Annotated in this window: 16 protein-coding genes; 8 read left to right on the forward strand and 8 right to left on the reverse strand. The window is 45.3% G+C overall.

Annotated elements, in window-relative coordinates; genetic code table 11:
* Positions 1-362: 362 nt before the first annotated feature.
* Genes ACVW0P_RS11290 through ACVW0P_RS11300 form a run of 3 tightly spaced genes read left to right on the forward strand, consistent with a single transcriptional unit; the run spans position 363 to position 11,835 of the window.
* Entirely contained in the window at positions 363-7,058 is a 6,696-nt protein-coding gene (locus tag ACVW0P_RS11290; RefSeq protein WP_457132183.1) for an amino acid adenylation domain-containing protein, read from the forward strand.
* Between the two features lies 1 nt (position 7,059).
* Positions 7,060-11,094: a non-ribosomal peptide synthetase gene (locus ACVW0P_RS11295; RefSeq protein ID WP_457132184.1), complete on the forward strand. Its 4,035-nt coding sequence runs from the start codon at positions 7,060-7,062 to the stop codon at positions 11,092-11,094.
* A 9-nt stretch (positions 11,095-11,103) separates the two neighbouring features.
* A complete protein-coding gene (locus ACVW0P_RS11300) occupies positions 11,104-11,835 on the forward strand; it encodes a 4'-phosphopantetheinyl transferase family protein (protein WP_457132185.1) in 732 nt (243 codons plus the stop codon).
* A 187-nt stretch (positions 11,836-12,022) separates the two neighbouring features.
* On the opposite strand, the gene ACVW0P_RS11305 is transcribed toward ACVW0P_RS11300, so the two are convergent.
* The 6 genes from ACVW0P_RS11305 to ACVW0P_RS11330 all read right to left on the reverse strand — a co-directional run bounded on the left by ACVW0P_RS11305 (position 12,023) and on the right by ACVW0P_RS11330 (position 16,929).
* Complete coding sequence (locus tag ACVW0P_RS11305) at positions 12,023-12,220, reverse strand: hypothetical protein (protein ID WP_457132186.1); 198 nt, start codon at positions 12,218-12,220, stop codon at positions 12,023-12,025.
* The gene (locus ACVW0P_RS11310) at positions 12,207-13,670 is read right to left on the reverse strand and encodes an alpha-L-fucosidase (RefSeq protein WP_457132187.1); all 1,464 of its coding nucleotides are present in this window, start codon (positions 13,668-13,670) and stop codon (positions 12,207-12,209) included. Before ACVW0P_RS11310 ends, ACVW0P_RS11305 begins: the two co-directional genes overlap by 14 nt.
* A gap of 147 nt (positions 13,671-13,817) precedes the next feature.
* The gene (locus ACVW0P_RS11315) at positions 13,818-14,507 is read right to left on the reverse strand and encodes a ClpP family protease (protein WP_457132188.1); all 690 of its coding nucleotides are present in this window, start codon (positions 14,505-14,507) and stop codon (positions 13,818-13,820) included.
* A 20-nt stretch (positions 14,508-14,527) separates the two neighbouring features.
* The gene (locus ACVW0P_RS11320; protein WP_457132189.1) at positions 14,528-14,797 is read right to left on the reverse strand and encodes a hypothetical protein; all 270 of its coding nucleotides are present in this window, start codon (positions 14,795-14,797) and stop codon (positions 14,528-14,530) included.
* Positions 14,778-15,299, reverse strand: a complete 522-nt coding sequence (locus ACVW0P_RS11325) for an RNA polymerase sigma factor (RefSeq protein WP_457132190.1) — start codon at positions 15,297-15,299, stop codon at positions 14,778-14,780. The genes ACVW0P_RS11320 and ACVW0P_RS11325 overlap by 20 nt, the downstream gene beginning before the upstream one ends.
* Positions 15,300-15,519: 220 nt before the next feature.
* A complete protein-coding gene (locus ACVW0P_RS11330; protein ID WP_457132191.1) occupies positions 15,520-16,929 on the reverse strand; it encodes a phosphoglucomutase/phosphomannomutase family protein in 1,410 nt (469 codons plus the stop codon).
* A gap of 88 nt (positions 16,930-17,017) precedes the next feature.
* Here ACVW0P_RS11330 and ACVW0P_RS11335 point away from each other — a divergent pair, with 88 nt between their 5' ends.
* From ACVW0P_RS11335 to ACVW0P_RS11350, 4 genes are all read left to right on the forward strand, one after another.
* Positions 17,018-18,328, forward strand: coding sequence for an aspartate kinase (locus ACVW0P_RS11335; RefSeq protein ID WP_457132192.1), 1,311 nt, complete (start codon positions 17,018-17,020; stop codon positions 18,326-18,328).
* Positions 18,329-18,426: 98 nt separating this feature from the next.
* On the forward strand, positions 18,427-19,623 hold the full coding sequence (gene lysA, locus ACVW0P_RS11340; RefSeq protein WP_457132193.1) for a diaminopimelate decarboxylase: 1,197 nt from the start codon (positions 18,427-18,429) through the stop codon (positions 19,621-19,623).
* 368 nt (positions 19,624-19,991) lie between these two features.
* Positions 19,992-21,131, forward strand: a complete 1,140-nt coding sequence (locus ACVW0P_RS11345; RefSeq protein ID WP_457132194.1) for a GAF domain-containing protein — start codon at positions 19,992-19,994, stop codon at positions 21,129-21,131.
* 96 nt (positions 21,132-21,227) lie between these two features.
* Positions 21,228-21,422, forward strand: coding sequence for a cold-shock protein (locus tag ACVW0P_RS11350; protein ID WP_067057762.1), 195 nt, complete (start codon positions 21,228-21,230; stop codon positions 21,420-21,422).
* A gap of 203 nt (positions 21,423-21,625) precedes the next feature.
* Here the strand turns inward: ACVW0P_RS11350 and ACVW0P_RS11355 are convergent, their stop codons facing one another.
* Complete coding sequence (locus ACVW0P_RS11355) at positions 21,626-21,817, reverse strand: hypothetical protein (RefSeq protein ID WP_354431703.1); 192 nt, start codon at positions 21,815-21,817, stop codon at positions 21,626-21,628.
* Between the two features lie 203 nt (positions 21,818-22,020).
* Between ACVW0P_RS11355 and ACVW0P_RS11360 the strand changes: the two genes are divergently transcribed.
* Complete coding sequence (locus tag ACVW0P_RS11360; RefSeq protein WP_354431704.1) at positions 22,021-22,386, forward strand: YtxH domain-containing protein; 366 nt, start codon at positions 22,021-22,023, stop codon at positions 22,384-22,386.
* Between the two features lie 144 nt (positions 22,387-22,530).
* On the opposite strand, the gene ACVW0P_RS11365 is transcribed toward ACVW0P_RS11360, so the two are convergent.
* Positions 22,531-24,435: a M1 family metallopeptidase gene (locus ACVW0P_RS11365; RefSeq protein ID WP_457132195.1), complete on the reverse strand. Its 1,905-nt coding sequence runs from the start codon at positions 24,433-24,435 to the stop codon at positions 22,531-22,533.
* Positions 24,436-24,568: the final 133 nt, after the last annotated feature.

Genomic DNA, 24,568 nt, shown 5'->3' on the forward strand with positions numbered 1-24,568 from the left:
CAATTCGGCTGCCTTCTTCTGCGAAGCATCGGCACAAAAATCTAATGTAGAGGTAATTATAGCTAACCTTGGCAAAGCCAAAACGATGTAGTGCCGTCGAAAAATTTTAGCGATACGCTTACCCTCACCAAATGGGTGGCAATCATCCAAACCCAAAACATACCATCGCCGTAAAAGACAATAAAATAACGTTGGACTGGGCAAACTTAAAAGGAACGATGATGTGTGGTATCTGCGTTCAGTGGATTTCTTCGCCAACGATTACGTCCTAAAGGATAAAATTTATAACTTAAACCCGGTTAAACCCGGCATAAAAAGCAGAACCAGGTTATCGGTACAGATTGACCTACTTATTTAGCTTAATGGATATTCTTACTGATAATAAGTATAACGATATTTCCGCGACTGATGTGTTTATTCATCATTTGTTTGAGGAACAGGTGCAGCAGAACCCGCAGGTTATAGCGGTGCAATTTGGTGCTGATAAAATTACTTATGCCGAACTGGACGCTAAATCAGATGAGCTTGCTAAAGTTATTGTTGCTACTTCTCCTACCTCGCTCGTTATTGGTGTAAGTTCTACCAGGTCAATAGATACCATTGTAAGCCTTTTTGCCATCCTTAAAACAGGTAAGGGTTATCTGCCCTTAGACCCAACTTTCCCAACCGAACGCCTGCAGGATATTGTGACCGATTGCGGCATGGACACCATACTTACTGTTACTAAAGATGAGGCTGTTTTCTCAGCTATTGTTAAAAATGTAATTACGTCAGATAAAACAATTAATCCATCAGCAAATACAGGTGATTGGGCTAAAACAAAGGTTGCCTATATCATTTACACATCCGGCTCCACAGGTAAACCAAAAGGGGTTTGCGTTGGGCACGAGGGGGTCGTAAACCTTATTAACTGGCATAACCGTATCTCGCCTTATTTAAGTGTAGGGCATAAAACGCTTCAGTTTTCTCCGCTGATATTTGATGCGTCGGTAATGGAGATATTCTGCACACTTTGCATTGGCGGCACCTTGGTTTTGGTTGACGACGACACCCGAATAGACCCTTTAAAACTTTTAAACTACGTAGACGCGCAAAAAGTAAACCGTATTAACGTGCCCTTTGTTGCCCTGCAATATTTTACCGAAGCTGCCGATGCCGAGCAGTATTTCCCGCAATCATTACAGGAAGTGATCAGTGCGGGCGAGCAATTGAAGATAACGCCGCAGGTTTTACGATTTTTTGAGGCGTTGCCGGGTTGTGTGTTTTACAATATGTATGGCCCAACCGAAGCCAGCGTATGCAGCACAGCCCTTAAAATGGAAGGCCCTGCCCAAAACTGGCCGCTGTTGCCAACTATTGGCAAAGCAATGGATAATGTAACCATCCATATGCTGGATGAGGACATGAAACAGGTTGCCCATGTTGAACAAGGCGAACTTTGCATCAGCGGTATCAACTTAGCTTACGGCTACCTGAACCGCCCCGACCTTACCGACGAGAAATTCGTCAACTGGACAGACGCCAGTGGAAACCCCACCCGCATCTACCGCAGTGGCGACCTTGGCCGCTACCTGCCCGATGGCAATATAGAATACCTTGGCCGCCGCGATACACAAGTGAAAATTCGTGGTAACAGGGTGGAAGTTGGCGAAATAGAAGTTTTGCTGAACCAACTGGAAGGCGTCCAGCAATCTGTTGTGGTGGCCCGTGAGGATGTGCCGGGGCAGAAACGTTTGGTGGCCTACCTGGTCCCATCGGGCATAAAAAAAGATATTGCCTACCTGCGCGATGTCATCGAAAAAAAACTACCGGATTACATGATGCCGTCGGCATTTGTTTGGGTGGATGGCTTTGCTAAAACGACCAGCGGCAAAGTTGACCGTAACGCCCTGCCAACGCCCGATACGCAAAGGCCGGAGCTATCGGTACTATACAAATCCCCCGCTACCGTTGCCGAAAAACACATTGCAGTGCTATGGGCCGAGCTATTGCAGCTGGATAAGATAGGCGCTTACGATAACTTTTTTGAATTGGGTGGTAACTCCATACTGGCGCTTAAAACCGTTGCCGGCTTAAAGAAGCTGCACAACTATAAGTTGCCTATTACCAAATTATACCAATACCCGACGGTGAATGGTATTGCCGCATACATCGAAGGGAATAAAAACTTAACTAAAACTGCTGCTAAACCTAAAAAGGACAGGCAGAATACTGATATAGCTGTAGTTGGTATGGCGGCCCGTTTCCCGGGCGCCAATACCATTGCCGAACTTTGGCAGGTGCTTAGCGAAGGCCGCGAAACCACGTCATTTTTTACTGATGAGGAGATAGACCCGAGTGTGCCTTATGAAATAAAAACAGCGCCAAACTATGTAAAGGCCCGCGGAATAATAGAAAATTGCGAAGGCTTTGATGCTGCATTCTTCGGTATAAGCCCAAAGGTTGCCGAACTGATGGACCCGCAGCACCGTGCGTTTCTTGAACTGGCTTGGGAGGCTTTAGAAACCAGCGGCCACCTACCCGGTAAGTACAATGGCCTGGTTGGGGTTTTCGCGGGTGTGGGCAACAATACCTATTACACCAATAACGTAATATCAAATATCGATAAAATTGAAAATATTGGCCGCTTTATGGTGGCCACCGTTAACGAGAAAGACTACATAGCTACACGTACCGCCTACGAGCTGAACCTAACAGGCCCGGCGGTAAGTGTGCATTCGGCATGTTCTACATCGTTGCTGGCAATTGCACAGGCTGCAGGTAGTATCCGCAACGGGCAATGCAGCGTGGCACTTGCGGGTGGTGCGTCCATCAACTCGCCTGTAAAAAGCGGGCATTTGTACCAGCAGGGCACTATGCTAAGTGCCGACGGGCATTGCCGTTCGTTTGATGCGGATGCCGATGGTACCGTGTTTAGCGATGGCGCAGGGGTAGTGGTTTTAAAAACCCTGGATGAAGCCGAGCGCGATGGTGATACCATCTATGCCGTATTAAAAGGCGTTGGCCTTAATAACGATGGTGGTGGCAAAGGAAGCTTTACCGCGCCAAGCGCAGCAGGCCAGGCAGGCGCTATTGCCATGGCTATTGCCGATGCAGGTATCGACCCGGCAACCATATCATACATAGAAGGCCACGGAACCGCAACCGCATTAGGCGACCCGATAGAAATAGAAGGACTTAACCTTGCCTTTGGCAAACATGACAAAAACCAATATTGCGCACTTGGTTCTATAAAAAGCAATATGGGTCATTTGGTGGCCGCGGCAGGTGTGGCGGGTTTTATAAAAACTACGCTGGCGCTGTACCATAAACAGATCCCCGCTACGCTTCACTTTAAAAAGGCCAACCCAAATATTGATTTCGAGGACAGTCCGTTTTTTGTGAACACCCAACTTACCGATTGGCAAAGCGAAGGTAAACGCAGGGCAGGAGTAAGCTCGTTTGGTGTGGGTGGTACCAACGTGCACACCGTTTTAGAAGAATACCTAAAAGCCGGAAAACCAACAGGCGCAATCAAACCGGTAAGCTTAATAAGCTGGTCGGCAAAAACGGCGACAAGCGCATCAAAATGGGCGGATAGGCTGTATTATTACCTGCAAGCAAACCCGGATATCAGTGTAGCCGATATTGCATACACCCTGCAAACCACCCGTGCCGATTTCAAGGAACGCAACTTTATTTTAGCTACCGACAGGGCTGACCTGCTGGAAAAACTAACGAAATTTAAACGCGACCTATCCAATTCCAAAACGTTAAAAGAAAAGGCAAGCGAGGTGGTATTCATGTTCCCCGGCCAGGGAGCACAGTACCTGAACATGGGCCGCGAACTTTACACGCAGGAACTCGTTTTTAAAACAGCGGTAGATGAGTGCATCGCCTTACTGAACGGTACAGGCCACGAAAACCTGTTGGATATTATCTATACCAATGCATCCGCGGAAGCGACAGAGAAATTAACGAATACCTATTATACCCAACCAGCAATTTTCATTACCTCGTACGCCATGGCTAAGCTGTGGATGAGTTGGGGAGTAGAACCGTCGGTATTTGTTGGGCATAGCATTGGCGAGTTTGTTGCCGCGCATTTCGCAGGCGTTTTTAGTCTTGCCGATGCACTGAAACTAATCACCGAACGCGCGCGTTTGGTAAGCGGAGTTGCCGGGGGCGATATGCTATCGGTGCGTACCAACGCTGCTGATTTAGAAAAAATACTGCCCGCTAACCTTTCCCTTGCGGTTGTTAATAGTAATAAACTTTCTGTTGTAGCAGGGGAGAAGGATGCCATTGCTTCCTTCGCAAAAGTATTAGAAGAAAAAGGCATCCCCGGCAGGTTACTTCAAACCAGCCACGCCTTCCATTCGGCCATGATGGATGATATTGTAGTGCCGTTTGAGCAGATCGTAAAAACAGTGAAGCTGAACGCGCCTGTTAAACCAATCGTATCAACCGCTACCGGAAAATGGCTAAGCGCCGCCGAGGCAACCGACCCTGCCTACTGGGCATCGCACCTGCGTAAAACCGTACGCTTTGCCGATGCTGTTAACACCCTTACAGAAGAAAGCGGTCGCTTGTACTTAGAGGTTGGTCCCGGCCGCACGTTAGCTACAATTACCGCACAGCAAACGGCCGATAACCCTGTTGCTATAATTGCAGGTATCCACCTGGCGAATGATCAACCCGAATATCAATCGCTCATAAAGGCACTTGGGCAATTATGGCTTAACGGGGTAGAGCCAAACTGGAAAGCAATTTACAGCGGCGAACGCACCAGGTTAAGCCTGCCTGCCTATGCCTTCGATCATAAAAAATACTGGGTAGAACCTGTGATATATAACCAAGCAGGAACCGTAAATTACCAACCGGAAGAAATTATGCCGGACGAACAACAAATAACCACAGCCCCAAATATTATACAGAATAACGTGATGAGAAAAGATTTGCTGGCCGAGAAACTGTACGGCATCTTTGAAGATGCTTCGGGTATCGAGATACAAAAAGATGCCGCAGACCTGAGCTTCCCCGAAATTGGTTTCGACTCGTTATTGCTCACGCAGATAGCTACCAATGTCAAGAAAACGTTTAACGTACCGGTAACCTTTAGGAAGCTGTTTGAAGAATATAATTCCATCAACCTGTTATCAGATTACCTGGATAAGAACCTGCCCGGCGGCGCTTTTGAACCTGTGCCTGCCGTGCAGCCTGTTTATAACCAGGCCGCTGCACCACGCCCGGTACAAATGCCAAATATGCAGTTTGCACAAGGTGGCAGCAGCGATGTTGCCTTGAATATGATCAGTCAGCAGCTACAGTTATTGGCCAGCCAGATTGCGCACTTGCAGGGTGGTGAAGTGAAAACTACTCAGGTTATTCTGCAACCACCGCCATTTTCAAATGGCGTTCCTTTAAACCAGCTAAAAGGTGAGCCTGTTGCCTCGCCTGCTTTAGACCAGGAGCCTGATATCAGCCCTGAAGAAATGGTGGAAATTAAAAAACCATTTGGTGCTACCGCACGGATAGAACGCAAAGTGCAGGAGCTTGATGATAAGCAGATGGCTTTCCTTGCCGACCTGACCGAAAAATACAACGAGAAAACTAAAAAGAGTAAAGCGCAAACCCAGCAACATCGCGCCTACATGGCCGACCCGCGCGTGGTGAGCGGTTTTAGGCCGTTGACAAAAGAGGTGGTTTACCCCATCGTGATCAACAGATCAAAAGGCAGCCGCCTATGGGATGTTGACGGTAACGAATATATAGATGCCCTAAATGGGTTTGGTTCGAACATGCTGGGTTATCAGCCCGATATTTTAAAAGAAGCGATTTTAGCACAGATAGAACTTGGATACGAGATTGGCCCACAGCATGAACTTGCCGGCGAGGTGTGTAAAATGTTGTGCGAGTTTACCAATCATGACCGCGCCGCATTATGTAACACAGGCTCTGAGGCCGTACTGGGCGCTATGCGTGTAGCGCGCACGGTAACAGGTCGTTCGATCATCGTAGCGTTCAGCGGCTCGTACCATGGCATTATGGACGAGGTGATTGTCCGCGGCACAAAAAAGTTAAAAACCGTGCCTGCTGCATCCGGCATCTTGCCCGAGAATGTGCAGAATATGCTGATACTTGATTACGGTACCGATGAAGCCTTGCGCATTATCGAAGAACGCGTAGACGAAATTGCCGCCGTATTGGTAGAGCCGGTGCAAAGCCGCCGACCAGAGTATCAGCCTATCGATTTTCTTAAAAAACTAAGAACGATTACCGAAGATGCAAAAGTGTGTTTGGTATTTGATGAGGTGATTAGCGGCTTCCGTTTCCACTTGGGTGGCGCGCAGGCTATTTTTGGCATCAAGGCCGATCTGGGTACTTACGGAAAAGTTATAGGCGGTGGCATGCCGGTAGGCGCCATCTGCGGTAAAGCCGAATATATGGATGCGCTTGATGGTGGTTTTTGGGAGTACGGCGATGAATCTGTACCCGAAGTTGGGGTAACTTACTTTGCCGGCACATTTGTGCGCCACCCGCTTGCACTGGCTGCTACAAAGGCATCCCTGCAATATATAAAAGATCGCGGGCCCGCCCTCCAGGAAAAACTGGCAGGTTTGGCTACCCGTTTAAAATCCGGTGTCGAAGCAATTTGTACAAAAGAGAACCTACCGCTTACTGTTGTTGGTTATAGTTCACTATGGCGCTTGAAATTCCTGATGGATATCCCTTACAGCGAATTGTTATTCACCCTTATGAGGTGGAGAGGGATCCATATTTTAGATGGTTTCCCTTGCTTTATGACGGATGCGCATACCAACGATGATATCGACATGATGATCGCCGCATTTGATGCAAGCATAGCCGATATGATAGAGACTGGATTTTTTAAAGTGCACACCGGCACGGCGGTTGTACCTTTAGCTATCCCGGCCGCCCCGTCTATTACCAATGCCAGTGCCCCGCCTGTACCAGGCGCTAAGCTTGGCCGCGATAAAAATGGCAACCCTGCATGGTTTGTACAGAACGAGAGTAACCCGGGCAAATATTTACAGATAGATATAAACGGCAAGTAATTTGGACCAAAGTCTTACCTATATTCCTGAAATTACCGCTGACGAGTTTGACCCATTCGCAGGGCCCGAGATACTATTGGTTGCCCCTGCCACCGAGCCGCAGATTGAGATCTGGACATCGTGCTTAATAGGGGGGGATGACGCAAATTGTGCCTATAACGACTCCGCCTCTATCGTACTTACGGGTGATTTTGATACAGATGCCATGACTAAAGCCCCGCAGGCTTTGTCTGACAGGCACGAGGCTTTACGTACCGTTTTTAGTGCCGATGGCACTAATATTATTGTTTATAACAACCCCGAAATAAGCGTTGACTATCACGATCTGTTGGGGAGGGATGATGAGCAAAATAAGCTTTTTGTCAAAAATTATAATCGCCAGCTGGCTATTACCCCGCTCGATCTGGTGAACGGCCCGTTGTTTAAAGTGGCTATCTTAAAGCTAAATTACGACGAGCATATGGTGATCATGCTGATACATCATATTGTTTGCGATGGCTGGTCGGTGGGTATCATCATGCAGGATTTGAGTAAAATTTACTCGGCCTTTGCCCAAAATCAACAACCTGCATTACCGCCTGCACCACAATTTAGCGAATACGCGATAACGGAAATTGAAGCATCATATGGTGCGGAATATAAAGAAACAGAGCAGTATTGGGTGGATCAGTTTAAAGGCAGCAACCATTTGCTGGATGTGCCTACAGACCACCAAAGGCCATCGCCACGTACCTATAAAAGCAACCGCGCCGACTACAGCCTCGACGCCGAATTAGTAAACGACCTTAAACTGCTTGCCCGAAAAGCAGGCAGTAGTTTTGTAACTACTATACTGGCATCGTTCGAGGTGTTTTTGCACCGGATAACCGGGCAGGAAGAGATCATTATCGGGCTACCTGCCGCAGGGCAGTCGGCCACAGGTAACTATGGCCTGGTTGGGCATTGTGTAAATCTGCTGCCGTTACGGAGTTTCCCAAAAGGCGAACAATCTTTTGTAGCGTATCTTAAAACGCGCACCGGGCTGATACTGGATGCTTACGACCATCAGCAATACACATTTGGCAGCTTGCTTAAAAAGTTAAACATCCCCAGGGATGCCACACGTTTGCCGCTGGTGCCTGTTGTTTTCAATATCGATATTGGGATGGCTGATGGTATCGCTTTCCATAACCTTAAGCACCGTTACATCAACAACCCCAGGGAATACGAAACCTTCGAGATCTTCCTGAATATTACTGATCATAAAGGTACGCTCACGTTCGAGTGGTCGTACAATTCGCGGTTATTTGAGCCGGCTACCATCACCCGGTTTATGGATGAACTGGAGCATTTGCTGTGCGAGATCGTAAAAACGCCGGATACCCCGATAGGTAACCTGGAAATGATGAATGCTGCCGAGATCCGGGAGCAGCTAAATAAATGGAACGATACCAAAGTTGATTATCCTAAGGAGAAACCACTTCACCAGATCATTAGCGAAACTGCGGCGCGATACCCAAATAGCATCGCCCTGAAATTTAATAATAAGGAACTTACTTATACGCAGCTTAACCGGCAAGCTAATCAACTTGCGGCTGTGCTGATAGAAAATGGCGTTAAGCCGAACGATAAAGTTGCCATATCGTTAGATAGGTCGGCGGAGTTGGTGGTCGCCTTACTGGCTATCATCAAGGCAGGTGCAACCTACATCCCGCTCGATCCGATATTCCCAATCAACCGCATCAATTATATGCTGGAGGATTCTGCCCCGGTAGTATTGCTTACGTCGGCAACCTACAAAGGGCAATACATCTCTAACGCGAAAGAAATTATCCTCGATGACATCTGGGCGGGCTTAAGTAACTACCCAACAACCGACCCGGCTGTAGAGGTAAAAGGCGAAGACCTCATCTACATCCTCTATACATCCGGCTCAACCGGGCAACCGAAAGGGGTACAGATAAAGCACCATAACGTGGTTAACTTTTTATACAGCATGCAAAAGCAGCCGGGCCTTACCGCAGCCGACAAATTGCTTGCCGTAACCACCATAAGCTTTGATATCGCCGGGTTGGAGCTTTGGCTACCGCTTATAACAGGTGCGCAAATTGTACTGGCAAATGCTGCCACCGCCAAAGATGGTGTTGCCTTGTTAGACATCATCAAAAAAGAAAAAATTACTGTGATGCAGGCTACGCCATACACCTGGCGTATTATGCTGGAAGCAGGTTGGGATAAAGAAAAGGTAAAAGTAATTTGTGGTGGCGAAGCCTTACCTATGGACCTTGCCCAACGCATCCTGGGCAAAGCAACGTCATTGTGGAATGTTTACGGCCCAACGGAAACTACCGTCTGGTCGACATTAAAAGAAATTACCGCGGATGACGGGTTTGTCAGTATTGGTAAACCTATCGATAATACGCAGATCTACATTTTAGATAAATACCAAAAGCCACTGATTGCAGGTGCCGCGGGCGAAATTTATATTGGTGGCGAGGGGATAGCGCATGGCTACCTAAATCAACCCGAATTGACAGCTGAGAAGTTCGTTTCAAATCCCTTTTCGGACGAACCAGAGGCGAAAATGTACCGCACTGGCGACCTGGGAACTTTTACCCCAGATGGTAACCTGATGTACCTTTCGCGAATTGATGCGCAAGTGAAAATTCGCGGTTACAGGATTGAAACGGGCGAGATAGAATTTAACCTGGCTAAAGAAGATAACATAAAGCAAGCTGTTGTTATAGCCCGTGCTGATAACAACGGCGTGGGTAAATTAGTGGCCTATATCATCCTGAAAGATGATGTGATATTGATTGATGATCAGGGCGAAATGACCCGGCAATGGCGCTGCAATCTGCGCAATTCGGTACCCGATTATATGGTACCCGATAATTTTGTAGTGATAGACGCCATGCCGATGACCCCTAACGGCAAGGTTGATAAAAAGGCGCTGGCTGCCCGGGACATCGCGACAGCAGAAACCGTAACTTACGTTGCCCCGCGCACTGATGTTGAGCAACTGGTGGCCGATATCTGGACGGACCTTTTAGGCATTGAGCAGGTAGGCATCCACGATAACTTTTTTGAGCTTGGCGGCCACTCGCTGATAGCCGTGCGGGTAATGACAAGGATAGAGAAGGAGACGGGTAAACGCCTGCCGCTGGCTATTCTGTTCGAGAATTCCACGGTAGAGAAACTTTCGCTAATGCTGGAGATGGATGGTAAATCCATGATTTGGGATTCATTGGTTCCAATCAAACCAAAGGGGAATAAGATCCCTATTTATATTGTGCATGGTGCAGGTTTAAATGTATTATTGTTCAATACACTTGCCAAACACATGGATGCCGGGCAGCCCGTTTATGGCCTACAGGCTAAAGGGTTAAACGGGGTGGACGAGCCGCTAAGCAAGATGGAAGATATTGCGGCGCATTATGTATCGTCCATCATGGCGCAAAACCCTACCGGGCCTTATGCTTTGGCGGGGTACTCATTTGGTGGCATTATAGCTTACGAAATGGCGCGCCAGTTTGAAGCGCTAAACAAAGAGGTACGGATGTTAGGCATGTTTGACACCTATGCTTATCGTACCCCGCATTACGACCCCTGGCTGGTAAAAAATATTAAACGTGGTATGTATTTTGGCCGTAAAATATGGCATGCCCTATTGTTTAAGGATGGCTTTTTGAAGACCATAACCACGCGCGCCAAGGCTATTGAACGCGGCGCGGTTAGGCTTTTATGGAAGCTTAAATTTGGCACCGGGCAAAAACAAACCGGCTTTTTTGGCTATTCGAACAAGATAGATGACATGAATAATGAGGCGCAAAAGCACTATAAAATAATGCCTTATGATATCGCTATAGAGCTGTTCCGTGCGGAAACGCGCTCGTTTTACCTTGACGATTACGTTTACATGGGCTGGAAGCCGTATGCCATAAAAGGCGTGAACATCCACAATGTACCGGGCGAACATAACACCATATTTAAAGAGCCTAACGATAAGGAATTTGCCCGCGTTTTGCAGGCTTGCCTTGATAAAATCAATTATTAAGCAAGGGCTTTGGGCACTATCACAAACCGGTATTTAAATGATGTATCGTGGCAAAACGCCGCGGAGGGTTCGCTTTTTATTAATGATGGCGAGGTACACATCTGGCGCGTCAACATCAGCCAAAACATAAAACGTTTAGAGCAATTTGAAGCTTTGCTTACCGCTGATGAAACATTGCGCGCTGGCAAATACAGGCAGCAAAAAGATAATTATAGGTTTATTGTAAGCCGTGGTGCACAACGGATCATTTTAGGAAGATACCTAAACCAATTGCCCGCCGATTTGCTGTTTGTTTTAGGCGATAATAAGAAGCCACATTTAGTAGGAGAGGGGGGGCAGATTATCCGCTACAATTTATCACACTCGGCCAATTGGATAGTGCTTGCCGTTGCAATAGCGCAAGTTGGTGCCGATCTGGAGTTTATTGACAAGGCTTTTCCGTTCCATGATATTTTAGAAGATAATTTTAGTAAACAAGAAGCCGAATATATTCATAATTCGCCCGAAAGATTTTTCGCCCTTTGGACACGTAAGGAGGCGATCCTAAAAGCAACGGCCCAGGGCCTCGGCGATCACCTGCCCATCACCCCGGCGCTTAATGGCGAACATGTAATGGATGCATCACTAAATGGTGCTGACAAAAACTGGCAGCTCATGAGCTTTCAATTGTTTGAAAATTATGCCACTACTGTAGTTGTAAAAGGTGAATTGCCACAATACAAGTTTTTCGACTGGATTTAATACTTGCAAGTACAAGCGTCCAAGCTCAAATTAGAATCAAATAAATTATTCTGATAGAACAAAAGACTTTAAAGTGTCTTGCTGTATGGGTTTGTATGCCGATATTTCCTTTATCCTTAAGCTGTTTTCTGGCGATTTTTTTAATGCTTTTTTAGATAGGGCGGTACTATCTGCTGTGCTGTAAAAATCAAGGATGCTTTTTTAAGTTGTGGGTTACATTTTTGTATTGCTGTTCCTGCAATTCTTCAAGCAGTTCATCGTAAGCATTGTCGGCCAGTTTATATTCGCCCCATGGGGTTAGTAAAATACGCGAAGTATCGCGTTCTTGCAAAAAAACAATGCAGAGATACGAAACTTCGCGTCTTAACTTTTTACCTTCTCTCATTATAAACCCCAAACTCAGCTATTGAAACCTGGCTTTGAGCTTTATCGACAGTAACACGAATCTTGGTTCCCCAAACGCGGTTAAAGCGATGGATCTTGACGTGGGAGCCGGTATTGCCTTCCAATATCGGTTTCCACACGCCGTTTTGCATGTACTCTAAATGGTAAGCGGTAATGTTTGGTTTTGCCTCTGTTAGCGCTATAGTGTTAAACGCTGTATCGTGGCCAAAGTCAACTTCGTACCATGGTTTTTCAACAGTTTTGCTGGATACCCACGAGGTGGTAAAGTCATCATCGTTGGCAAAGTCCATTATTTCCGAGTCGTCGCTCCAACTGGCGTTTGACGGTATGTTTTTGGCGATGTTGCTTGAAATGATCGGTGCGCCGGTAGCTGCAAGTTTTGGTGCAGGGCCATCGTTTTTCCAAAGTTTACCAATCTCTTTAAGTGCAACTAAAGCATTCTCATCAAATAAGCCATCGCGGTTTGGCGCAACGTTAAGGATGAAATTACAATCGGCTTTGTTAAGGGTTGTTAACTCGGTAACCATTTTGGCGGCATCCTTAACAGGGGTAGTGGGAAAACTGGTTTTCCAGAACCAGTTTTGCTGTAAAGGCAAGCAAGCCAACGATGGCATAATGTTATTCTCTTTTGAAATGCGCTGACCGGCACCCATTTCGTAGGTTTTAATGTCGCTGTAAAAAAGGCCTTCGGCAGGATATTTAGCACCGTTAAGGTCCATCAGCACACAATCCGGCTGGATAGATTTTACCAGGTGGTAAATGTCCTCAAAATTGATATCATCATAACTTATTCGCGACCATGGCGCATCCCATCCATCAATAATGATGGCCTCGATCTTGCCGTATTTGGTAAGCAGCTCAGTTAGCTGGGCCTTCACCATCTCGAAATGTTTTTGCGTGATGTTATGCGGGCGAAGCTTGTGGTGTGTATCAAGAATGCTGTAATAAAGCATCACTTTAAGGTCGTTCTTGCGGAACGCGTCTACATATTCTTTAACTACATCGCGTTTCAGCGGACTATTCATCACGTTGTAGTCGGTGGTTTTGGTGTCCCAGATACAGAAACCGCTGTGGTGTTTAGTGGTTAAGCAGCCGTAAGTCATGTTTGCGCTTTTGGCGGCTTTCGCCCACTGGTCGGCATTGAGTTTTTTAGGGTTAAAGGCAGACGCGGGTGTTTCCGGATCAGGCCAGTCGGCATCCATATAGGTAGGGATGTTAAAGTGAATAAACATCCCAAACTTAAGGTCCACAAACTTTTGCTGCAGGGCGGTATAATTGGCCGTGGTGTTAGACACCTCGATGTTTTGTGCCGGTACTTTAAAGATAATGCAGCTAATCAGGAAGCTGACGTCAGTAATTTCTTCATGGGATGAACGCTTGATGTTAAACCCAAAGTAAGCAATTATATCAGTAAGATAAAGTAAGGGCAATTGTTAAGTTATTCAGGGAAATTGGCATGGGGATACGTGCCTATGTTGTCGTCCTGAACGTAGTGAAGGACCTATTCGTAAACTATTCATGTCGGCGAATAGATGCTTCACTGTCGCTCAGCATGACAACTTTTTTTGACTTAAGTATTAACCCTTCTCCCTCGCAGTCAAAATCTCATCTATCATTCCAAATTCCTGTGCTTCGGCGGCTATCATCCAGTGGTCGCGGTCGGATAGGCGATAAACGGTTTCGTAATCTTGCCCGGTGTGTTTGGCGGTGATCTGGGCGAGTTCCTGTTTCATCTTGGCAATTTGCAGGGCCGCAATTTCAATGTCTGATGCCATACCCTGCGCACCGCCCGACGGCTGGTGCATCATAATACGCGAGTGGGGCAGGGCAGCACGTTTGCCTTTAGCGCCTGCGCAAAGCAATACCTGCGCCATAGATGCCGCCATTCCGGTGCAAATTGTTGCCACATCCGGCGAGATGAATTGCATAGTATCGTAAATACCCAAACCGGCATACACCGAGCCGCCCGGCGAATTGATATAGATCTGGATATCGCGCTTTGCATCAGTTGATTGGAGGAACAGCAACTGTGCCTGGATGATATTGGCCACATGGTCGTCAACCGCCGAGCCGAGGAAAATAATGCGGTCCATCATCAGGCGCGAGAACACGTCCATTTGGGTGATGTTCATTTGGCGCTCTTCCATAATGGCGGGCGTTTGACTGGTAATGCAGCTATTATTTACTTGTGCAATAAACCTATCCACGTGTAAACTTTGGACATGGCGGTGCCTTACCGCATATTTGCGGAACTCGTTGTTGTTCATCTTTCTAAGAAATTTAAAGGTTAGCGTTTAAAAAAGCGCAGTATACTTTGCCGGAAACTCAAATGCTCCGGCCGTGTAAAAAGTTGGTTGTGTACATTTTCTATTTCGGCGAGTAACTGCTTGCGGCTGTATTGATGCACAAGGCTTAGCGTTTGTTTGTGCCAATAGATATCGTCGGTTAAAGCGGGGTTCAATATTACTTTTGCCTGTAATAGTAAATTATCCTGCGGGGTAGCAAGGCCAAGCAAATGGTCGTCTACCAGTTTTAGGTTATTCAATGAAGTCCGCATAGCTTAATGATTGTTGTTTAACGGTGTCACGTACTTTTTCGAGGCATTTGTATTTCTGCACGGTTACAGACCGTTCGCCGGCGTATTCAAACTGCCCGGCAATATCTTTCATTGGCAACTTATGGTAATAAAAGGCGCTAAGTAAATCCATACAGCGTTTGCCCGCGGTTTCCAGGTAGTGCATCACTTTATTTGTTGAGATGTGTTCATTAGCCTCATCAGCAATGTTCAGCAGGTCGTCATATAAGGGTTGGGTACTATTATTATCCCGGAATTTTTTAAACCAAAGGTGTTTGGCGATACCAAGCAAATAAGCTTTACTATCGGTAGCAACCATATTGCCGGTTATTGCCTTCTCGTAATAAATAACAATTGCATCCTGGAAAACATCCCTGGCATCATCAAGCGATCCACCCAGCCGTGCCACATATTTAGCAACCGCGGGGAAGGCGCTTTTGTAAAGCTCCATCAGCAATTGCTCCCTGTTAACCGTTTTTACCATGATAACTGCATTTAATTATAAGTGCGCGGATTGGGTAATATATCACCGGGAAATTAGGAATTATTTTCCGTTTCAATAGAAACGTCATTGTAACGACATGAGATAGATTTTTCTACTCCTTCTCCGAAGGAGAGGGCCGGGGAGAGGCACAAAAAAGGCCTGCCAAAGCAAGCCTTCTATTTAAAAATTTGACAACTTTTTAAAAGTTGTCAAATCTAACTTATTTCAACAAGTCCGCTTTAACCGTATCCAATATCTTGAAAGATTCTGCAGTAGTTGGGGCTTCTGCGTAAACGCGAAGCACAGGCTCGGTGCCCGATGGGCGGATCATCACCCAGGTTTCGTCTTCAAAGAAGAATTTGAAACCGTCAAGGTCTTCGGTGCGGGTAACTTTTAGGTTGCCAAACGCGCTGAAACCGCTTTTGCAGTTGCTGATGATCTGTTGTTTCTTCTCTTCGGTAACGTGCAGGTCGTAACGTTCTACAGCAAATTTACCTACTACATCATAAATTTCCTGTACAAGGTCTTTTAAGCTGCGGCCGCTTTTTGCCATAAACTCCCATATCATCAACCCTATCCAAACACCATCACGCTCTGGGATGTGGCCGTTAACCGCGATGCCGCCGGATTCTTCACCACCCACCATAAATGGTTTGCCGCTGTTCACGATCAGGTCGCAAATATATTTGAAGCCAATTTTAGTAACCGTGTTATTTAAGCCATAAGCATCACAAAGTTTCTGAATTTTGCTGGTACACGAAAAGGTGGAATATACTTCGCCGGTTTCACCTTTTACCTTATACATATAATGTATCAGCAGTAAAAGGATATGGTGCGAATCCACAAAAGTTCCATCGCCATCATATAAACCTATCCGGTCGGCATCACCATCGGTAACCAAACCAGAAGCAATTTCTCCTTCAGATAATTTGATCAGTTGTTCAAATTCCTGCAGGTTACGCTGTATAGGCTCTGGTGCCTGGCCATCAAAACTTGGATTATAATCTGCATGCAAAAAAGTAATATCCGGGAACAGGCGGCGCATAACGTTTTGGCCTGCACCGTACATGGCGTCATAAGCCCATTGCAAACCACTATCGCGGATGGCAGGGATATCAAAGTTAGCTTCGGCATGCTTTACATACATATCCTCCAGGTCTACGTATTCTACCAAACCCTCGGTAACGTAATCGGTAACAGATTTTAGCTCGAGGCTGATGGTATCCGGGATCTGCGATTCTACCTTTTCGATATCATCTGGCGTAGCCGGGCCACCGTAAAATGCTTTAATCTTATATCCGTTATAAGCCGGCGGGTTGTGGCTGGCCGTAATAATGATACCTGCTGATGTTTTTAAACGTACAGTACCCAAGGATATCATCGGCGTAGAAATGAAAGTATTTTCGGCACGGAAAACCTTAATGCCTTGTGATGCAAGCACCGTGGTGGTTACATCGGCAAACATCGGCCCCGCAAAACGCGGGTCGCAACCTACAAGCGCACTTGGGTTCTCAAAGTTTTGTTTTAGCCACAATGCTGTAGCATATGCCACTCGTTTTACGTTCTCAACTGTAAAGTCGTCTGCAATGATCGCTCTCCAGCCATCTGTTCCAAATTTTATTTTGCTCATTTTAGATATAAGTGGTTTAAAATCCTATTTTTAGCGCCTCAATATTCATACAAGAATATTAATGTTTTATGGTAAACGGAAACAAATAATGAAAGTTTTAAAATTTGGCGGAACATCTGTTGGGAGTGCCGCCCGTATGCAAAAACTGCTGGACATTGTAAACCCGCAGGAAAGGCAAATTGTGGTGCTGTCGGCCATGTCTGGCACTACCAATAATTTAGTAGAAATAGGCCAGGCCTACCTTGCCAATGATAAGGAAAAGGCAGCTAAATTAATTGCTACACTAAAGGATAAGTACGAAAGTGTTATAAAGGAACTTTTAAAGGAGCCGGAAACATTTAACCAAGGTAAAGAGGTTATTGATTATCACTTTAGGTTGCTAAGCAGCTTTGCTAACGACCTTTTCACCCCCATAGAAGATAAAGTTATTTTAGCGCAGGGCGAATTACTGTCTACCACGCTATACCATATATATCTGAAAGAGATTGGTGTGCCATCGGTTTTGTTGCCCGCATTGGATTTTATGAAAACCGATGAAGATAACGAGCCTATTGTAGACCATATTACTGAAGAGCTTACACCATTGCTGGAGAAGCACCCGGATGTAAACCTGTTCATCACACAGGGTTTTATTTGTCGCAATGCCTTTGGCGAGATAGATAACCTGCGCCGTGGCGGCAGCGATTATACGGCATCATTAATTGGTGCGGGCATCCGCAGCGAGGAAGTACAGATCTGGACCGATATTGACGGGATGCACAACAACGATCCGCGTATTGTGAACAACACCAAACCCATTGCACAGCTATCATTTGATGAAGCTGCCGAGCTGGCTTACTTTGGTGCCAAAATCCTGCACCCGCAAAGTGTGTTCCCTGCGCAAAAGTATAAGATCCCGGTACGGTTGTTAAACACTATGGACCCGCAAGCCGCCGGTACCTTGATAACCAACACCAGCGAAAAGGATAAAATAAAATCGATAGCCGCTAAGGATGGCATCACCGCTATAAAAATCCAAAGCAGCCGCATGCTGCTGGCGCATGGCTTTTTACGCCGCGTATTTGAGGTGTTTGAGCGTTATCGTACATCTATTGATATGATCACCACATCTGAGGTAGCGGTATCCTTAACAATTGATGATACCACTTACCTGGGCGAGATCACCGCTGAACTTGGTGCTTATGGCTCGGTTGATATTGATGTGAACCATACTATTATATGTGTGGTTGGCGATTTTGCCGCCGAGAAACATGGCTACGCATCCCGCGTACTGGAAGCCATTAAGCATGTTCCTGTAAGGATGATATCATACGGTGGCAGCGATCATAACATGTCGGTACTGGTAAAAACAGAAGAGAAGATAGAGGTATTGAGAAGCTTGCATAGCAGGTTATTTTAGGAGCCTCTCCCAACCCTCTCCGAAGGAGAGGGCTTTAGAAATGTTTAATTAAGATAAATAAAAGTCTCCCCTATCGGGGGAGATTTAGAGGGGGCTAAATGTTCAACAACAATACGATACAGCGCTTTAACGATACCGAAACACCATTCTATTATTATGATATGGATGTTTTGCGCAATACGCTTGATGCCTGTAGGGATGCATCATCAAAATACGGTTTCCATGTGCATTATGCTATGAAGGCCAACTTCAACACCAAAGTGGTGGGTATGATCCAATCCTTTGGGTTTGGTGCCGATTGCGTAAGCGGTAACGAGGTGAAATCTGCAGTGAAGCATGGCTTTGATAAAGGCAAAGTGGTTTTTGCAGGCGTTGGTAAATCTGATAAAGAAATCAATCTGGCGTTGGATGCAGATATCTTTTGCTTCAATGTGGAGTCGGTCCAAGAACTGGAGATCATAAACGAACTTGCCGCTGCCAAGGGCAAAGTGGCTGGTATCGCCATCCGGATCAATCCAAACGTTGATGCGCATACCCATCATTTTATTACCACCGGGCTTGATGAGAATAAATTCGGCATTAACACCTGGCAGCTAAATGACGTAGCCGAGATGCTGCGTAAATGTGCCCATCTTAAATTTTTAGGCATCCACTTCCACATCGGGTCGCAAATTACCGATATGGAGGTTTACCGCAACCTGTGTACCCGTATCAACGAGATCCAGGATTGGTTTGAAGACCATGGCTTCGCGATAAAGATATTAAACACCGGTGGTGGCCTGGGTGTAGATTACTATAACCCCGACACCAATGGCATTGCCGATTTTGAAGCATATTTCAAAGTATTCAGCAAGTTTCTGCGTGTAAAACCTGGGCAGGAGGTGCATTTTGAATTAGGCCGGGCAATGGTTGCACAGTCAGCTTCGCTGATATCAAGGGTGCTGTATGTAAAAAACGGCCAGAAGAAGAACTTCCTGATCCTGGATGCCGGCATGACTGAACTGATGCGCCCAATGCTTTACCAGGCGTACCACGCAATTGAGAATTTGAGCAGGGAGCGTGGAGCGAAGAGTGACGGAGCGGACTTAACGGGCACCCCGCACTCGGTACCTCTAATAAATTATGACGTAGTAGGCCCCATTTGCGAGAGTACAGATTGCTTCAGGAAAGATGTTGACCTGCCGCAATCGTACCGCGGCGATTTGATCGCTATCCGTACAGCGGGGGCTTATGGCGAAGTGATGGCGTCTAACTATAACCTGCGCGATCATGTGCAGTCCGTTTACTCCGAATAGGTTTAAACACACCGCAAACCAACTGTAGATATTAAGCGTATATTAATTAAATAGCTTCTTTTGATTAATTATAAGGTGGTTGTCTTATATACAAAGTGGCTAAATAATTAATATTGCTTTTGTGGTTATAAGTAATGTTAAGGTATTTAGTAAAGCCCCGCAGGTTAACGCTTACGGGGCTTTTTTTATCCTAAAACTTTTTGAAGTAAATTGTGAACTCTACAGTTAGTTTTCCCGTATTTTAAATAAATGCGCAAAAAAAATCTTACAACTCGCACCAAAACCTGAACCAAAGTGCATGTTATAACGTATTAAGAAAAACCTTATAGTTATATTAAAATAACTTGGAATAATATTTATTAGTCACAATGAATTACACCGAGCAACAACGCCTTACCGCGGTAGACAGGTTTAAAAACCTCGACGACGGTATCACGAAAGACCTCAACGATATTGTTGCCCTTGTATCAGAAATATGTAACACCCCGGTTGCCCTGGTTACTGTGCTTGATAAAGATGTACAGTGGTTTAAAGCAGCCACGGGTACTGATGTTACAGACACCCCCCGAAGCGTTTCGTTTTGTAATAATACCATTGAGCAGGAAGGTATCAATATTATATACGACTTGCAAAAGGACGATCGCCACAACCAAAACCCCCTTGTAGTGGGCGAACCCAATGTGCGCTTTTATGCAGGCTCGCCATTGATCACCAAAGATGGTTATGCCATTGGGAGTTTATGTGTGGTGGATATGGAGCCGCGTGATCTTACCGAGCATCAGCAAAAAGCTCTTCAAATAATGAGCAAACAGGTGGTAAACCTAATGGAACTTAACTGGAGCCTTAAAATAATGGCCCAACAACGCGAACGTGAGCAGCAACAAGCTGAAACCATAATTGACTCTGAATTTAAACTAAAAGCTATTTTTGATAGTAGCAAAGATAGCCACATACTTATTGATAAAAACTTTTCGGTACTAGCCTTTAACAAGTCGGCATCATCATTTATCCACACCATTTATGCCCACGTACTTGTTAATGGAGATAGTTTGTTAGACTATTCGGACCCCAAAACATTAATCCAATTAAAAAAATATTGCAAAGCTGCGCTTGGTGGTAAATCTGTAAAACGAGAGTGGCATATTATGGCCGGTACCCCATATTCCTGCTGGATGAATACCACATTTATACCCGTTAGGAACAAAGCAGGCGAAGTTATAGGTGTGGCGTTAAACTCTACCGATGTTACACATCATAAAAAGCAGGAAGCTTACATAAACGTACAAAACGAGGCGCTTAACCGTATTGCTATTATCCAGTCGCACGAGTTGCGCAGGCCGGTTGCATCGCTGTTAGGTATCATGGACCTCATAAAAATGGAGAACGTGTACTTTAACTATTTTGAGATGATGGAGCTTACCGTTAACGAATTAGACGAGAAGATCCGCGGGATTGTTAAAGATTCTGAGAATACTCTTCATAGCCGCCACCTTGCTGTTGTAGCATAAATAAACCATTTATAGCACCGGCATAACCAGCATTTACAGCACGTTTGCACTTATGTGGATTATTATGCATACTTTTGCACTTTAATAAATAAAATAATGCAAAAAGAAGGAACAGTAAAATTTTTCAATGAGACAAAAGGTTTTGGATTTATCACACCTGATGGTGGTGGTGCCGACGTATTTGTTCATTCAACAGGTCTAATCGACGAAATTCGTGAAAACGATAAAGTTGAGTTCGAAGTAGAAAACGGTAGAAAAGGCTTAAACGCAGTAAACGTAAAAGTTGTTTAATTATATATTAATCCACTAAATGTTACAGAAAGCATCCGCTCCCCAAAGGGCGGATGTTTTTTTTGTTCCGCGATTTTATGGTTGTGAGTGTTTATTTTTATGTTAGCCTGTGAAGGATTAGCACTGCGGATCAGTCATTGATTAGGTCAAACTAACAATCTTTCAAATGCAAACAGGCCTTCGATAACTTCGGCATGAGTGTTCTAAGCATTTCCTCTCGTCCAAAAAGCCACCGATGCCAAAGCAATGATGGGCATCATTACAGGTATCAGTGTTTCCAAAATATGGCGACCCACACGATGGACAACATTTTCTTTCCGGTTAAAAGTAGGGAATAGTTTATATTTAAGTACAATTAGTATAGCTACCAGTACAACGGTTACTAAATAGAGCATTTTCCCAAAATGTTCAGACTTTAATAAGTCTGTTAACGCTCCCCGGGCCATAATACACTCAACGTCAAGCTAACAGCTTTGTGTTGAGTGTACCTTAAATTGGTGTTGAATAATCGCTTAGATAACTTTATTGAAAAAAATTTAAACAGTGCGGCATGGCATTTGTTAACTAAGTACAAATCATCTACTAAAAAGTAATTAATATGAAAGATCAAGCAAAAATTATAGCAGCACTTTTAGTGGGTGCTGCAGCGGGTGCCGCATTAGGTTTATTATTGGCCCCGGAAAAAGGCGAAGAACTAAGAGGCGATATCGCTGATTACGTAAATGACCTTGTTGATAAAGCGAAAAACAAAGCACAGAGTACTGCCGATAACGTTAAAGAATACGCCAGCAGTACGGTTGATTCTGTAAAATCGAAATTCAATGGGGCCGTTAACGATGCCGAAGGCGCTTACGATGATGCAAAATCAAAAGCTACCAATTATGCCGAAAACGGTGCAGACAGTGCAAAATCAAAAGCAAAAAGTACCGCAAACGACTGGAATAATTCTATCCAGAACGCGTAAGGTATTTAAGATACATGTTTAAAAGCCCTACCGACTGATGTTGGCAGGGCTTTTTTTGTGGTATTGCTCACTAAGCCTCCTGACGAAATAAGCAAAAAAAAGCGCCGACCTTTAGGCCAGGCGCTTTTATATTGGAAAAAAGACTTATTTCTTTTTAGCAGGCACGGCGGCAGGTGCCCAAGTATTATCCTTGGTATTGGCATCCATATAGATCCCGTTATCAAGCGTGATAGATTTTAAACTTTTACCCCGCTCGTTAGTAAAAGTTACCAGTGTTTGTTTCTGATTAGCTTCCCAAACCGCAGGGGTTTTGTGGACGGTTTTGGTAGTGCCATCGGCGTATGTTATAACAACATCAAATGGGATAGCGAAACCACCAACGTTAGCTACTGTAAAGGTGCAACCATCTTTACCTGTTACCGGGTTTTTAATAGCCAGGTCGTTGTAGTAATTGGTGAAGAACCAGTTGGTAAAAAACCAAGTTAAGTTACGGCCAGATACATTGCTCATCGAGTTAAAGTAATCCCAGGGGATAGGGTGTTTACCGTGCCATCTGTCCATATAACCATGCAGGGCTTTCTTGAATAGTTCATCGCCAAGCATATCTTTAAGCGCTAAGTAGCTTAACGATGGCTTACCGTAAGCGTTATTACCATAACCGGTGGTCAGTTCGCTGGTTTGGGTTATAACCGGGATATCCTGATTGCTCGAACGGTTATTGATCCATCCGTTAATACGGAACTGTTTATAAAACTCATCTGCCTTTGCTTTGCCTTTTTCGGCAGTGCCTATCAGGTATTCTAAGGTAGTTGCCCAGCCTTCATCCATAAACGCATAGCGGGTTTCGTTGATGCCCATATAAAAAGGGAACCAGGTATGTGCAATTTCGTGGTCCTGCACAAGTTGTGCAAAACCCGGGTCGCCCATTTGGCTGTCGTTCACCATCATAGGGTATTCCATATCGGCAAATCCCTGGAAAGCAGTCATCTTAGGGAATGGGTAGGGTACTCCCGGCCAGTTGTGGCTAAACCAACCCAAGGCGTTACGGCCGTATTGAACTGATTTTCTAAAGTCGGTACCGGCTACAGAGTAGGCAGCCTGCATGCTGGAACGCCTGCCGGTTTTGTTATCAACAATAACACTGCCTGCGTCCCAAATGTAATGGTTGCTTAGGCCAACAGCTACGTCGCTAATATCGGTAGCGGTCCATGTCCAGGTGTTCATGGCGCTTTGATTGGTAACCTTGTTGCCTGTAATTTCTTCAATGGTAGCCACATTAATAGTGCTGTCGCTGGTCATTGACTTTTGCAGGCGGTTAGCATATTCTTTTTGTAAAACTTTGTTTGGGTTTTGCAATGTACCTGTAGCCCAAACAATAAAGTTTTTAGGCACGGTAACGTTTAGGGTATAATCGTTAAAGTCGTTGTAAAACTCCTGTGCATCAACAAATGCTACGCGGTCCCAGCCGTTGTAATCGTCATAAACAGAAACTCGCGGGTAAAAGTAGGCCAGGTAATAACTGGTGCTGTCTATCTGCCCTTCGCGGCCGCTTTGTTTTGATGCGTCAAAATGCCATGCGATGTTGATCTTAACAGAATCATGTGGCATCAACGGTTTTGTTAAACCCACAGCCTGGTTGGTAGATGACGCCTGCGCGTTGTTCCAGGGCTTTTTAATACCTGCAATTAAAAATGAATCTATCTGGATGCCCGATGTTAAGTAATCGGGCCCTGCATCACTCATACGGGCCGAACCCGGACGGTGGATATTCAGGATCAGTTTCATGTTCAGCCTTTTCAAAGTATCGGGGCTGTTGTTGTAGTACGTGATGGTTTCGGTACCTTTTACCGTAGCCATTGGTGGCGCGGCAGTTATCGAAATGTTGTAACGCGCGCGGTTTTGCCAGTATTTGGCACCGGGTTTACCATCGGCACTGCGGGTGCCATTCTCAAAAGCTTTTTTTACATCGCGGGGCATGTAAAGGCTTTGGGCCTGCAATTGTACCAGCGCAATGCTGCAAATTGCGGTTAACAGGATTTTTTTAAACATGATAAATGATTAGCTTTTATAAAAACACGAAGCAAATGTAGAATATAAATGAGTAAACCTTTGACGGTTTTGGTAAACGAATTGTTACAATACTTGCTTGTTTTGCGGCTTTTAATTATATTCCTTTGTATCA

This window comes from Mucilaginibacter sp. UYNi724 (assembly GCF_054057495.1).